Below are 14,286 nucleotides of genomic sequence, written 5' to 3'. Positions count from 1 at the left end.
CTTTCTATCTTTACAAAAATTCTGAGCGGAGGTAACTACAACCGCTCAGATTTGCTCTCTAGTTTTAACCTAGCGGAGGCGAGGTTTAACAATGGGTTTAGGCCCATCATTTCCACGCGGTTCTCTTCTAGTTGGCGGTGGCGATCGCTCTTCTGTGTCTTCATCAAAAGACATACCTTCGCGGCCCGGAGTGGTACTGCCGTAGATATCCAGGTATGCTGATTGCCCAGCTGCGGCTGCGGCTGCGGCAATTACTGTACGAATCGCCTGAATATTGCGTCCCCCTCGACCAAACACTTTCCCTTTATCTGTGCTTTCAAAGGCGATGCGAACCCAAACCCGGTTGAGGGCCTGAGAAATTTCACAATCGACACTTAAAGTCTCTGGAGATTCCAAAAATGGCTGCACCAAAAACCGAACCAGATCAACATAGTTGGGACTGGCTGTTGGCAATTTTGTTCCGAAATTATGATGCGGCTGTTGCACTGACCTGTTCAAAAACATTAGCTTTTACTAGAATGCGACGTACGGTGTCAGTGGGTTGAGCGCCTTGTTGTAGTCGCTTGACGATACCGGGAACGTCTAATCGCACTTCATCAGTTCTGGGGTTATAAAATCCCAATTCTTCTAGGGGACGGCCATCACGGCGAGCGAGGTTGTTAATGGCGACAATGCGGTAACTTGCTTCCCGTTTTTTACCGAATCGCTTCAAGCGCAGTTTGATCATGTTGAAGAATCATTCTCCTGTTTAGATATAGTGGCCGAAGAAGTAACCTCAATCTGGCTGTTGCCGAGAAATGGAGGGTTAGTTTCTTCTGCTGATAAATTCTGAGGTCGAAATGCTAATTTTAGCACTGCCTAGCATTTGCTGCTATTAGTCATTAGTCATTGGTCATTTGTCATTTGTAAATTACCAATGCCCCATGCTCAATGCCCAATAATTAAAGATTGCCGAACCCTTTTTTCTTTTTCTCTTTGGTTTTTTTCTTTTTCGTGCCTGCATCACCACCATAACCCCGCCATCCGGGGGCTGCGGGACGATTACCTGCACCTGCGAAGGCGTTGCCCATGCCGCCGCCACCGCCGAACATTCCCGGCATTCCAGGGAAGCCACCTTGACCCATTTGCTGCATGAGCGATCGCATTTTTTGGAAATCACCCACCAGTTTAGTCACATCTGACTCTCTATAGCCGGAGCCTGAAGCAATCCGCCGCCGACGACTGGGAGAACTGGCTAATAAATCTGGGTCATGGCGTTCTTGGCGAGTCATGGAGTTAATCATCGCTTCACAGCGTTTCAGCTGGGTTTCTCCCTGCTTGAGTTGGTCGTCTGAGAGCTTGTTCATCCCTGGAATCATCTTGATGAAGCCTCCCAGAGAACCCATGTTCTTCAGCATCCGCAACTGCTTGAGAAAATCAGTAAAGTCAAACTTTGCTGACAGGATTTTCTCCTGCATTTTCTCAGCATCGGCTAAATCGAACTCTTCCTGGGCTTTTTCTACTAGAGTTAGCACATCGCCCATTCCCAAAATTCGGGATGCCATGCGATCGGGATAAAAGGGTTGCAGTGCCTCGACTTTTTCACCCACGCCCACAAATTTAATCGGCGCTCCCGAAATCTTTCGCACCGAAAGCGCTGCACCACCACGGCTATCACCATCCATTTTGGTGAGAATCGCCCCAGTAATTCCGATCTGCTCATGGAAGGTGCGGGTCAGATTTGCTGCCTCTTGACCAGTCATCGCGTCCACCACCAACAGAGTTTCGTGGGGTTGGACGGTTGCTTTGATGCGGGCTAATTCCGCCATCATATCTTCGTCAATTTGCAGGCGACCAGCAGTATCAATAATTACTGTGTTTACACCCTCTGCCCTAGCGCGTTCTACGCCCTGTCGAGCAATTTCTACCGGATCTGCGTCGCTTCCTAGTTCAAATACTGGTACATCAATTTGCTTACCCAACGTCAGCAACTGGTCGATCGCGGCTGGGCGATATACGTCTGTCGCCACTAACAAACAGCTACGATCTAATTTTCTCAGATGTAAGGCTAACTTAGCCGTCGCGGTGGTTTTACCAGTACCTTGCAAACCAGCCATCAACACAATAGTAGGCTTTTCCTTAGCTTCTGCGATGGGAACATTTTCTTCTCCCATCACCTCCACCAGTTCATCGTGAACAATTTTGATGAACTGTTGGTCAGGTCGCACCCCGGTAACTACCTCGGCTCCCTGGGCTTTGGCTTCGACTTCGCTAATAAAATCTTTGACTACCTGGAGATTGACATCTGCCTCCAACAAGGCGCGGCGCACTTCGCGCAATGCATCTTGAATGTTGGATTGAGAAATTTTGTCCTGTCCCCGCAGTTTTTTCCAGGCGGCTTCTAAACGGTCAGATAGAGCATCAAACATAATGTAATTACAGGTAGTTCGCCAATGAGGAATCTTGAACCGCCGATAAATGCGATTCGGAATTTCCGCTAAATTTTAAACGTGCTATTTACCAGCTTAGTAGTTTTCACGGCGACTGTAGCAACCAGATACCTACCTTTATAGAAGATTGAGCTTAAAGTACAATGAGGCGAAGAAGGGCTATTGGACAGCGAGAACCTACACTACATATCGCTATGACCAGCAACACACTGCTTCAACCCACAGAAATCATCCACCTATCGGGTATCAGTTGGCAAACATACGAAAACTTGCTAACTGAACTTAGTGCTAGTCGCCGCCTCCGGCTTACTTACAATCGAGGTACTTTAGAAATCATGGTTCCTTCACCTGAACATGAGAATTATAAAAAAGTTTTGGGTCGATTTGTTGAAACTCTAGCGGAAGAATTAGAAGTTAGGATTCAACCCCTTGGTTCTACTACTTTCAAGCGTCCAGAACTGAGTGGTGCAGAACCAGATGAATGCTTTTACATTAAAAATGTCAAGTTCATTAAGGGGAAAAAAAGAATTAATTTGCAACAAGATCCACCACCAGATTTGGTAGTGGAAATTGATATTACCAGCAGTTCCAAAAATCGTTTTCAAGTCTATGCTGATATGGGTGTACCAGAGATTTGGCGTTATGATGGCACTATTTTTAGTATAAATATCTTACGAAATGACCAATATATAGCTGTTGACCAAAGTTTAGCGTTTCCTAATTTGCCATTAACAGAGATTTCTAATTTTTTAGAGCAGGTGGGAGAAAAAGATTATTTGGAATTAGTTAAAGAATTTCGCCAATGGGTTAAAAGCCAAATTTGATATTGAAATTGCGAGTTAATTTAGATAGATGTCACAACGAATTAAAGTATATTCATACTCAATATACCACTCGTCAAATTCATACATTGGTATTGCTCTTGCGGAAAAAGCATTGCAGGGTTTGCCTGTTGATATTGAACGAAGACCAATCTACATACCGAAAGAGCGAGGTATAAAGGTAGTTGATTTACAAGGACGAAGTGAAAGCGCCCTTTTATCTTCGTATCACAAAGAAGATTGTTTGCGGTGGGCGAAAAAGTACGGCATTGAAATTCGGCTCAAGGAATTTGAAGAATTTGGCAGATGGGTCAAGCGCTGGGAAAAAATGAAATTTGGTCGGGAAGAACTTCCTGCAAGAGCGTATTACGCTGCTTGTGGAACTGGGAAGGAGCATCTGCTTGATGCAGCTTTTTTTCGAGCGTCGTACATCGATCTTCTTGATGTTAACGATGAGTCTGTGATTAGGAAAATTGCAAATGATGTTGGGTTGAATGGCGATCGCATTCTTGAGTTAATCCACGACGAAGCAGCAAAACAAGCAGCAGTGGCAGCTTTGGCTGAATACGAACAGTTTGGCTGTCCCGAAGTCCCGACTTGGGTAGTCAACGGTGAGAGATTTTGGGGAAAGGATCGCGTTGATTGGGTTGTCGAAAAGGTAAAGCAATTATCTTAACTCTTTCTCAACGAGTCGTCGGTTTTGAACGCTGTTGTTGATAAAAGCGAACAACTTTTTGCACATACTCAGCAGTGAAGCCTTTGTTACAACCTCTATAGCTACCAGTCATCCACCAACAAGCTGCACCACGCACAGATGCAATTTCATTATTATTAGTAGCGCGAAACTGATTGGTTAACTCACGGCGGGTAATGCAAGAGACAACTTGGCGAGCGATCGCAGGATTGTTTTCAAACTGCGTCGGTGTTAGTTCTCGTTTGAGACAATTTCTTGACCAGCCTTTGAGGGTTTCTGGTTTAACTTGCCATTCGCTGTAATATCCATCGTTGGGATTTTTTGTCTGCGGTGCAGCCTGTCGCAATGCCTCTACCATCGCTGCAACTTGGGTATCAGAAACCAATACTGGCTGCTGTGCTTGAGCTAATAATGGCAATAGTCCGAAGCTGACAATAACTCCGTTGAGTAGTAATCCTGTAGGGTTTTTTATCATTAGGTAACATCTTGACTTAACAAAGCATTATGGACAGATTAGCGGCTAGCCCTCTCAAGGTGACTCGTAAAATCTCTTATTTTTTCTCAGCGCTCTCTGTGACTCTGCGGTTCTATAATTTTTTGAACCACAGAGGCGCAGAGGACACAGAGTAAAGAGTTATTGACCAAAATTTTTACCACTTTTAAAGGCTAGATTAACGACCTACTAAATTTTCTATAGTATCAGCATCATTCGGTAATGCAGCTGTTAAAACTTCGCTACCTTCTGCCGTAACTAAAACATCATCTTCGATGCGGATTCCGCGCACATCGGCAAATTCAGATAAACGTTGCCAGTTCACCACATTTTGATATTTTGAGCGAACATTGGCATCATTTAAAATAGCTGGCACTTGATAAAAACCAGGTTCAATTGTTACCAACATTCCTGGACGCAGGGAACGATTTAAACGGAGGTAGCTTAAGCCAAAGCGATCGCTCCTTTCACGTCCTTCTTCATACCCAGCTATATCTCCCAAATCTTCCATATCATGGACATCTAAACCCAGTAGATGACCGATACCATGAGGGAAAAACAGCGCGTGGGCATCCATCTCTACTAAATATTGGGGATTCCCTTGGAAAATGCCTAACTCTACTAAACCTTCAGCTATAACCGTTGCAGCTAATACATGAATATCCTCATACTCTACACCAGGCTGTATTCTGGCAATGCAAGCATCATGAGCCGCCAGCACTACATTATAAATATCTCTCTGGGTAGATGAAAATTTGCCGGAAACTGGCCATGTACGAGTGACATCACCTGCCCAACCCATCTCAGTTTCAGCACCAACATCGGCAAGTAGTAAATCACCTGGTTGCAAGGGGTGGTGATAGTGTTCGTTATGCAAAACTTCGCCGTGAACGGTGACAATACTGTTGTAAGAGGTGGTCATATTGTGGGCAATAATTACCCCTTCCATCGCGGCGCGAACTTCTGCTTCTAGTTTGGCTTGAGATGTTGCTGCCATCCCAGCTTTGTGCGCTTCAACAGTGACAGCAGCAGCTTTTCGCAACTCGGTTAATGCAGCTTCATCGTGAGTGAGGCGGATAGAAGCGATCGCTTTAGCTAAATCTAAGTCAATTCCTTGCGGAGGACTTTGGGGTAAAACCCATCTATTTAATAGCTGCGATTGTTGCGTCCATGTCGCTGCATCTTGTACAGCAAGTGTGACAGCATCTTCCACCCAAGACTCTAATTCTGCCATTGGCCCTGCCACATCTGCCCCAATCTTCTGGGCTATTTCATTGCGCGTTGGCATTTCTCCATGCCAAAGGGTGCTACTAGGTGATGGATCGTCCATGAATAGTTCTAGCTTGCCCCCTTCTAAACGAATTGCCGCATTTGATAATGGTAGTCCGGCAAAATAGAGGAAATGACTGTTAGCGCGAAATGGAAAGGGATTTGCTGGAAAGTTGCGGGGACTGTTGCTACCTGACCACAGAATTACGGGAAACTTAATGAGATTTGCTAATTTTTGCCGGCGGAGGCGTAAACAATCGACGAAGGAAGTAGAAGTTTGTGGGATAAGCATAAATGGAAATCCAAGGTTATAGTTTTGCCTTTATTTAGTCGTTATCATCTTTCTCGTCTTTCTCATCGTGTTTATCATCTTTGCGATCGCTATTTTTGTCATCATCATCTTTGTCGTTCTGGTTAGGCTGTTGGTTAGGTTGTACGACTGGTTTTTGTTGCTCTGTTGGTGCAAGTGGCTGTGGTACTTCAACAGCACAACTAACTAATCCTCCAGAAATTAGCGCTAAGTTGACAGCAGCAAAGATGCTTTTGAAGATTTTTATCCCCATATTTCCGTTTTGCTTGAACATTGACCCTAGTTTTTGGAGATTGTATTCCTAATTTAACGTGAGTTCGATGAACCTCTCCCTCCCAGCCTCCCTTTCCGTTTTGGAGAGGGAGGAGCAACGAAAAATTCAGCTTTTTGCTCCCCTCTCCGTGTCGGAGAGGGATTGGGGGAGAGGTCAAATAAGACTTGTCGAACTCACGTTAATTTATAAGGTACTGTATATGGCGATTTCCATTTTGATGTAACAGCATGGCAGTCTGTCTTTATAAACCAGTGGCTGTATTCCACATCGAAAATCCCTATAGACTAATAGGTTTGGGTTAAAGCTATAAATTTTTGTCAAAGTCAATTTTTGCAACAAGGCGCAGAGGATACAGAGAGAAACAATAAATGCTTAAATGAACTTTAGTGCGCTATAGACGCGTAGCAATGGGCTTAAAAATAATGTTAACTATCGGCATAAATTTCTAACACACTCCTGATAAGTATATTGCTATCTAAATTTTTAGGGTGACTCTAATGGGACAAATCATTACTCAAGTTGATGCTTTTACCAATAGACCTTTCGCAGGAAATCCTGCTGCTGTCTGTGTTTTGCCTACTCGCCACAATGAACGCTGGATGCAGAATGTGGCGCAGGAGATGAATTTATCTGAGACGGCTTTTTTAGTTAAACAGGATGATGGCTTCAATCTGCGTTGGTTTACGCCGACGATAGAAGTGCCTCTTTGTGGTCACGCAACCTTAGCTAGTGCCCATGTACTTTGGACAGAGGGGCATTTGTCGGAGAATGAAGTTGCGCGGTTCTACACCAAAAGCGGATTGCTGATTGCTAACTTGCAAGATGAGTGGATTGAGTTAGATTTTCCTGTGAATCACTCACAAGAAACAATCGCCCCACGAGAACTTAAGGCTGCTTTGGGTGTACCATACAAATCTGTTTTTTTAAATTCTTTTGGCTATTTAGTGGAATTGGAATCTGAAGATTTGGTACGGCAAGTACAGCCAAATTTTCAAATATTAAAAACTTTGCCTATTTCTGAGATCATTGTCACCAGCCTTACCGACTCTGATTCTGAATATGATTTCGTCTCTCGTTTATTTGCACCGGGTTTAGGAATTGATGAAGACCCTGTAACTGGCGCTACCCATTGCTGTCTTGCTCCCTTCTGGCGCGATCGCTTACACAAAGATGAGTTATTGGCTTATCAAGCATCCCGTCGCGGTGGAGTGGTAAAAGTACGCTATACCGGAGGCGATCGCGTTTTTCTCGCCGGACAAGCGGTAACTGTTCTGCGAGGTGAGTTATTTACTACATAAGCCTGTATTACAAATCAATCGCATCCGGCAAAAACTCAGCATCGAGAACTTGGGTAATGAGATAAGGACATTCTACTGGAAAGGTATTTATTGGTAGTTCAGTTTCATTACTAGCAGCTTTCAATCCGCGATCGTAATATTGGGCTAAAACTTCTTCTGGATATGATTTGAGGCTGGGACTCTCTTGTAACAAATCTGTTATCCGATTACGTTGCTCGTTAATCGTATTTCACCAAGAGCCACTCCGCAAACTAGACTGATATTGCCACTTTAACAAATGCTGTAATAATACTTACAAACGGCTTTTCAATTCCCGCCGTTCAGACCGTCCCAAGTTCTCAATTTCCTCAATCACACTATCCCAGTCTACCTGTTCAAATTGTTCAGCACGAATAAGTTGTACAGTCTTTTCTGTCCATGCTACAAAGTCTATTTCATACAACTGGGCTGCGCTTTTCGGAATCGGTGTCATAGGCTTTCTGCAATCCACTATGAACAAGTTAGATTTTAACAATTACGCCCATCTTAATGTTAGTCGATACAATGCCATTGTCAGTCAATAGAATGCCATTGTAGTAGGTCACATTTAGATATGAAATATTCCCATAGGGTGGCAGGAAAAAACGCCAAAATTTTAAGGCTTAGATACCCGACTTCTAATCAAAGGAGGGTATCTTGTTGTTCATGAATGATTTAGGATTGCTGTATATGTGAGTGAACAAGCCTATATTTAGTTTTAAAATGTCTGCTAAAAATGCAAATAATCGAAATCTGGTCGCATCTCGTGACTGGCCAATCGAGCAATTACCTGGACTCAGCCACGAGGAACAATCACAACTGCAAAATTGTGGGATTGATACCACAATAGCGCTAGTCAAACAAGGAAAGACTCTAGAGGCACGGCTGGCGTTAGCAAATAAATTACAGATTCATCTTCAGTATGTAAATAAATGGATGGCTTTAGCTGACTTGGCGCGTATTCCTAGTGTAGGCATACAATATTGTGGTTTATTGCTCCACGCAGGTATTGGTTCCGTGACACAGTTAGCACAGACTCCCACTCACCGATTGCACCAACAAATTATGCGCTTGCAAGTAGCAACAATGCAGCGACGAGACTTGTGTCCAGCAATTGAGCTAGTACAACAGTGGAGTCAGCAGGCGAAAATATTGCTGAATGGGGAATAGGGAATGGGGCAGGGGGCGGAGGGACAAGGGGACAAGGGGACAAAGGGACAGGGGACAAGAAGTGAGAACTTGAAACAAGTCTTTCCCCTTGTCCCCAAGTCCTCTTCCCAATGCCCAATGCCCAATCCCCTAATCTTTAACCAAGACACCATTAAGGAAGATATCAGCGAGTCCTTCAGCCATTTCCTGCATTTGTTGGGGGGAAGCGTCAGGTTCGATGAGGGTATTGTTAGAAAAACCTGCGATCGCAAACATTCCCAAGAAAACTTTAGCAACTAGCTTTGCATCCGTTTTGCGATAGATGCCTTTATCCATTGCTGTTTGGAAGAATGCTTCGCCCACATCAGTCATTTTGGTAATGACTTCTAATTGAATGCGATCGCGCAAATCGGGGTGAAACTGCACCTCCATAAAACAAACGCGCATCAAATCGGCATTTTTTTGAAAGTTCCACATCCGGCGACGCATCACTTGAGCTACAGCTTTATAGCTGCCCATTTCACTTAATTCTGTTAGCAAATCTGTTAAAATTTCTACCCAGCCACTTGTGGCTACTTCTACTAAAATTGCTTTTTTATTGGGAAAATGACGAAATAGAGTGCCTTCAGCTACACCTGCCGCCTGCGCTAAATCACGGGTGGTAGTGCCGTCAAATCCTTGAGAGGCGAACAACCGTTGTGCTGCCTGTAAAATTCGGGTGCGCGTCTGAGCCTCTGAGGGTGGGGAAGAATTAAAAACTCGCATAACAGTTATGGTGAAATGTGCGGAACACGATTTGTAGCATTATTGTCTAACGTCAAGTAAAAAAGCTCAACAAGCTTAATACAACATTAACGTCCTTTTGCTAAGTATCCTGTTTCTTAGGTAGTGTAACTTTATCTTAATTTTTGCTTATGAACCAGATCAGTCGGTCATTTTTGGATTTTAGATTGGGGATTTTGCAGGACTTACGCACTCAAAGCCTAAAACTTAGATCCCCCCTAACCCACGCCAGTCGCTCCACTTGGGGAGACCCCAAGACCGCGCTGGCTCCCCTTAAAAAGGGGGGGATCTCAAAAGCCCCCTTTTTAAGGGGGTTGGGGGATCTCTTCTGTGTAAATTCTGTATCTGTCATATTACGGCGGTTGTTTGTCACTTTGTTGGCTTTGGTCGTTTTCTGGTGGGGATTACTACCAGAAATTGCTCTAGCTCAAACTCAAATTGCACCTCCTCAAGAAACCAAAACTCAAACTCCACCAGTTCAAAGTTCGATCCAACCTTATCTGGATCGAGTCATTAAACAGTTAACGGAGTTTCGCCTCGACAATGGTCTAAAATTCCTTGTTTTAGAACGGCATCAAGCGCCTGTGGTTTCCTTTCTGACTTATGCAAATGTTGGTGGTGTGGATGAGCCAGATGGTAAAACCGGTGTAGCTCACTTTCTGGAACATTTGGCGTTTAAAGGTACAACGCGCATTGGTACACAAGACTACAAAGCAGAAAAACCGCTACTAGAGAGATTGCAGCAGTTAGATACTCAAATTAAAAAAGCGAAAGCCGATGGCAAAAAAGATGAGGTTGCGCGGTTAGAAACTGAGTTTAAGCAAGTAGAATCACAGGCAGGCAAGCTTGTCAAGCAAAACGAATTGGGGCAAATTGTCGAACAAGCGGGAGGTGTGGGTTTAAATGCCAATACTTCAACCGAAGCTACCCGTTATTTTTACAGTTTTCCTGCCAATAAGCTGGAACTGTGGATGTCGTTGGAGTCGGAACGATTTCTTGATCCGGTAATTCGTCGTGAGTTTTACAAAGAGAAAGATGTAATTTTAGAAGAACGACGGATGCGGATAGAGAATTCACCCATTGGACAAATGGTGGAAAAGTTTATCGGTACTGCTTACAAAGTCCATCCATACAAGCGTCCGGTGATTGGTTATGACCAAGATATCCGCAATCTGACACCAGATGATGTCCAGAATTTCTTTGATACTCATTACGTACCAAGTAATTTAGCGATCGCTATTGTTGGAGATGTTAACCCGGCTGAGGTGAAAAAACTGGCGCAAACTTATTTTGGTCGCTATAAAGCAAAAACCAAAGCTGTTGAACAAATCCCGGTGGAACCGCCACAAAAACAAACGCGGGAAGTTAGTTTACAACTACCTTCTCAACCCTGGTATTTAGAAGGTTATCATCGTCCGGCAGTTACCCATCCAGATAATGCAACCTATGAAATCATTGGTAGTTTATTAAGTGATGGGCGCACGTCGCGCTTGTATAAGTCTTTGGTAGAAAAACAGCGTTTGGCGCTAAATGCTCAAGGTTACAGTGGATTTCCTGGAGATAAGTATCCAAATCTGATCTTTTTCTATGCTCTCACGGCTCCTGGTCATACAGTTGATGAAGTGGCGGTGGCTTTGCGCCAAGAAATTGACAAATTAAAAACTGAGCCTGTCGCGGCGGTTGATTTGGAACGGGTGAAAACCCAAGCAAGGGCGGGTTTGCTGCGTACCCTCGATTCAAATATGGGGATGGCTCAACAGTTGTTGGAATATGAGGTGAAAACTGGCTCTTGGCGGAATTTGTTTAAGCAGTTGGATGATATTTCGGCGGTAACGACGGCTGATATTCAAAGAGTGGCGAAGGAGACGTTTACGCCGGGAAATCGCACGATTGGTAAGTTGTTGTCGAAAGAAGGATAAGAGAAACGAACCGCAGAGGCGCAAAGGGCGCAGAGGAAGAGAGATATGAAGAGGTACAAGGTGAAGGGTAAAAGGCGGATGGCGTTGAAAATCAAAAATGGGAAGGGGTTAATTTATGCTTTGGTTGCTGTTTTTGCGTGTTTACTTTTAACTTGTAATTTTTCTCTGGCGGCGACGACTGAGGCAAAGCATTATAGTGAGTTGCAGTTGCCAGCGCTACCTGAGATTAAGATACCGAAATATGAACGGTTTGTGCTTCAAAATGGCTTGGTTGTCTATTTGATGGAGGATCACGAATTGCCGTTGGTGAATGGGACGGCGTTTGTGCGAACAGGAAATCGCTTGGAACCAATGGAGAAAGTTGGGTTAGCTGGTTTTACAGGCGCGGTGATGCGAACTGGGGGAACTAAGCAACATTCGGCTGATGAACTCAATGAGATGTTGGAACAACGGGCGGCATCTGTAGAAGCTAGTATTGGCGAAGGTTCTGGTAGTGCTAGCTTTGATGCGCTGAGTGAAGATTTAGAAACGGTGTTTGGGCTATTTGCCGAGGTGCTGCGATCGCCAGTATTTGCTCAAGAAAAGCTAGACTTGGCTAAGACGCAAGCGAAGGGTGGTATTGCTCGTCGTAATGATAACCCAGATGGGATTGCCAATCGAGAATTTAAGAAATTGATCTATGGGAAAGATAGTCCATACTCTCGCACCATAGAGTATGCAACGGTGGATCAAGTTGAGCGTGAGGATTTGCTCAAGTTTTATCAGCAATATTTCCACCCCAATAATATAATTTTGGGGATTGTGGGGGATTTTGACTCTAAGAAAATGCGATCGCTCATTCAAGCTAAGTTTGGCGACTGGAATCGCAACCCAGGTATTGCCAAACCCAAATTACCATCAGTTTCACCAGCTAATACAGGTGGAGTCTTTTTTGTCAATCAGCCACAATTAACTCAAAGTAGTGTGCTTCTCGGCCATTTAGGCGGACGGTTTGACAGTCCCGATTATGCGGCGCTGGATGTCTTGAATGGAGTGTTAAATGGATTTGGTGGACGCTTATTTAATGAATTGCGATCGCGCCAAGGTTTAGCTTACTCTGTTTATGGCCAGTGGAGTCCCCGCTACGACTATCCTGGCATGTTTGTCGCTGGTGGACAAACGCGATCGGATGCTACCGTGCAGTTTGTCAAAGCCTTACAAGCTGAAATCAAACGCATTCAAACCCAAAGAGTGACAGCAAAAGAACTAGCTTTTGCCAAAGAATCTACACTCAACTCCTTTGTATTCAACTTTCAAGACCCCAGCCAAACCTTGTCACGGTTGATGCGATACGAATATTACGGCTATCCGGCTGATTTTCTCTTTCGCTATCAAAAAGCCGTCGCCGCCACTACAGCTGCTGACGTGCAACGGGTAGCACGAGAATACCTCAAGCCAGAAAAGCTTGTGACTCTAGTGGTGGGGAATCAAACCGCCATTCAACCGCCATTGACGCAGCTAGCAGCAACGGTGACACCAATAGATGTAACCATTCCTGGTTCGCAACCACAGGCGAAGAATTAATCCAAATTGCGATCGTAACGATAAGTAGAGACGCGATATCTCGCGTCTCTACTCATTTAGGGAGACAAACAAGATCAGAATATAAATCATCGCTTTTAAAGACGAAAATCCTTTAGTTATGTCTTGAAAATTAGCTTTAAAAAGTTAAATGACTAAGATTTTATTGCAAAATACAAATGATGGAGTCTGGATTTTTAGCTTAATGTTATCTCAGACTAAATCAATTAATATCGCTAGATTTTGTGAGGTACATCAATAATCATGATCGTAATATCTAACCTGCATCCTAATAGTGACGTGAATCTGCTCACCGAACTAACCGATTGGGAAATGAGAACTGTAGAGGGTGGAAGAAGAAGATCAAGAAGAGAGGATGAAGATACTTCTGGCATGCTTTCAAAAGACAATATAAAAGAGACTGTTAATGATTGGTTAAGCAATATAGAACAGCAAATAGTAGACCTACGACAACAACTAACTGGTTTACAATAATTGTGAACAATCAGAATTTTATAGTCATTAAGCTCGTGCGCTCTTGATTAATCTAAGAGCGCACGATTTTTGTTTACAGATTTTGGCAATTGATTGAATACATAACTATATGCTTCGATTAAAGTAAGTCTAGCCCTGCCGAATATCATGCCTATCTACACAAGATTTCACAAGTCTGAAAATTTTCATACGGTACTTTGATGAAATACACCCTTCTCATCTCCAAGGTTCGTGACAGAGCAGGTGGAGTATTTTTGTATTTCACAAACTTGAAATATACTAATCAGCTACCAATGCGGTTCAGTTAAGGCTAAAAACTAAAAATGGTGTAGGTTGGGTTGATAAACGAAACCCAAGAAAGCCTTGATAATGTTGGGTTTCACTGTTGCTCAACCCAACTTACTATTCTTCTTAACCCAAGCGTATTAATTTATGAAAAGTTAGACTCTCGACTTATCAAAGAAGTTGGTAATCTTTAGATCGCTAATTTTTACAAAAAATATAGCATGTTTTCTATAGCGTTTTCTAGTCTGCTGAGGTACAAATATCTGCGTACCTCTGCGCTTTACTTTGCGTCCCTTTGCGTTTCAAAATATTATCTGTACCTCACGTAACTGAGAATCGCTATAAACATTTTTTGAATAAAAATAAAGCCATGAATAAAGACGCAACCCATTTATTTATGTCTTACAAATCAGGCTTACAAGCTTGATCTTTCTAAATTTTATGAATAAAAATGGAATCAGCAGTTAAGCAAGACACAGCTTAATCGCT

At 43.5% G+C, this 14,286-nt stretch carries 14 protein-coding genes and 1 pseudogene; 7 read left to right on the top strand and 8 right to left on the bottom strand.

What is annotated here, in order from left to right:
* Nucleotides 1-69: 69 nt before the first annotated feature.
* The 3 genes from FD724_RS28235 to ffh all read right to left on the bottom strand — a co-directional run bounded on the left by FD724_RS28235 (nt 70) and on the right by ffh (nt 2,408).
* Nucleotides 70-504, bottom strand: coding sequence for a KH domain-containing protein (locus FD724_RS28235; RefSeq protein WP_114082506.1), 435 nt, complete (start codon nt 502-504; stop codon nt 70-72).
* Nucleotides 467-727, bottom strand: a complete 261-nt coding sequence (gene rpsP / locus FD724_RS28230; protein ID WP_012409382.1) for a 30S ribosomal protein S16 — start codon at nt 725-727, stop codon at nt 467-469. Before rpsP ends, FD724_RS28235 begins: the two co-directional genes overlap by 38 nt.
* 214 nt (nt 728-941) lie before the next feature.
* Nucleotides 942-2,408, bottom strand: coding sequence for a signal recognition particle protein (gene ffh, locus FD724_RS28225; RefSeq protein WP_114082505.1), 1,467 nt, complete (start codon nt 2,406-2,408; stop codon nt 942-944).
* A gap of 164 nt (nt 2,409-2,572) precedes the next feature.
* Between ffh and FD724_RS28220 the strand changes: the two genes are divergently transcribed.
* Complete coding sequence (locus tag FD724_RS28220; protein WP_256874377.1) at nt 2,573-3,253, top strand: Uma2 family endonuclease; 681 nt, start codon at nt 2,573-2,575, stop codon at nt 3,251-3,253.
* Nucleotides 3,254-3,281: 28 nt separating this feature from the next.
* On the top strand, nt 3,282-3,926 hold the full coding sequence (locus FD724_RS28215) for a DsbA family protein (protein WP_179074884.1): 645 nt from the start codon (nt 3,282-3,284) through the stop codon (nt 3,924-3,926).
* A 7-nt stretch (nt 3,927-3,933) separates the two neighbouring features.
* Here FD724_RS28215 and FD724_RS28210 read toward each other — a convergent pair whose 3' ends face one another.
* From FD724_RS28210 to FD724_RS28200, 3 genes are all read right to left on the bottom strand, one after another.
* Nucleotides 3,934-4,419, bottom strand: a complete 486-nt coding sequence (locus tag FD724_RS28210; protein WP_179074883.1) for a hypothetical protein — start codon at nt 4,417-4,419, stop codon at nt 3,934-3,936.
* Nucleotides 4,420-4,615: 196 nt separating this feature from the next.
* A complete protein-coding gene (locus FD724_RS28205; RefSeq protein WP_179074882.1) occupies nt 4,616-5,998 on the bottom strand; it encodes an aminopeptidase P family protein in 1,383 nt (460 codons plus the stop codon).
* 34 nt (nt 5,999-6,032) lie between these two features.
* Nucleotides 6,033-6,269 (bottom strand): hypothetical protein, encoded by a 237-nt coding sequence (locus tag FD724_RS28200; RefSeq protein WP_179074881.1) that lies wholly within the window; start codon nt 6,267-6,269, stop codon nt 6,033-6,035.
* A gap of 518 nt (nt 6,270-6,787) precedes the next feature.
* On the opposite strand from FD724_RS28200, the gene FD724_RS28195 reads away from it, so the two are divergent.
* Complete coding sequence (locus FD724_RS28195; protein ID WP_114082514.1) at nt 6,788-7,588, top strand: PhzF family phenazine biosynthesis protein; 801 nt, start codon at nt 6,788-6,790, stop codon at nt 7,586-7,588.
* Between the two features lie 7 nt (nt 7,589-7,595).
* Here FD724_RS28195 and FD724_RS28190 read toward each other — a convergent pair.
* Nucleotides 7,596-8,060, bottom strand: a pseudogene (locus FD724_RS28190) (DUF29 domain-containing protein).
* A 269-nt stretch (nt 8,061-8,329) separates the two neighbouring features.
* Here FD724_RS28190 and FD724_RS28185 point away from each other — a divergent pair.
* The gene (locus FD724_RS28185) at nt 8,330-8,776 is read left to right on the top strand and encodes a DUF4332 domain-containing protein (RefSeq protein ID WP_179074880.1); all 447 of its coding nucleotides are present in this window, start codon (nt 8,330-8,332) and stop codon (nt 8,774-8,776) included.
* Nucleotides 8,777-8,905: 129 nt separating this feature from the next.
* On the opposite strand, the gene FD724_RS28180 is transcribed toward FD724_RS28185, so the two are convergent.
* Entirely contained in the window at nt 8,906-9,520 is a 615-nt protein-coding gene (locus FD724_RS28180) for a TetR/AcrR family transcriptional regulator (protein ID WP_114082517.1), read from the bottom strand.
* Nucleotides 9,521-9,852: 332 nt separating this feature from the next.
* Between FD724_RS28180 and FD724_RS28175 the strand changes: the two genes are divergently transcribed.
* The 3 genes from FD724_RS28175 to FD724_RS28165 all read left to right on the top strand — a co-directional run bounded on the left by FD724_RS28175 (nt 9,853) and on the right by FD724_RS28165 (nt 13,512).
* Complete coding sequence (locus FD724_RS28175; protein ID WP_179074879.1) at nt 9,853-11,457, top strand: pitrilysin family protein; 1,605 nt, start codon at nt 9,853-9,855, stop codon at nt 11,455-11,457.
* A gap of 45 nt (nt 11,458-11,502) precedes the next feature.
* Complete coding sequence (locus FD724_RS28170) at nt 11,503-13,020, top strand: M16 family metallopeptidase (protein ID WP_372726495.1); 1,518 nt, start codon at nt 11,503-11,505, stop codon at nt 13,018-13,020.
* Between the two features lie 261 nt (nt 13,021-13,281).
* Entirely contained in the window at nt 13,282-13,512 is a 231-nt protein-coding gene (locus FD724_RS28165) for a hypothetical protein (protein ID WP_190960615.1), read from the top strand.
* The last annotated feature ends 774 nt before the right edge of the window (nt 13,513-14,286 follow it).

It is taken from the genome of Nostoc sp. C057, from assembly GCF_013393925.1.
Classification (GTDB): domain Bacteria; phylum Cyanobacteriota; class Cyanobacteriia; order Cyanobacteriales; family Nostocaceae; genus Nostoc; species Nostoc muscorum_A.
The sequence above is the reverse complement of the archived record's forward strand: the minus strand, read 5'-3'. Positions and strand labels throughout refer to the sequence as shown.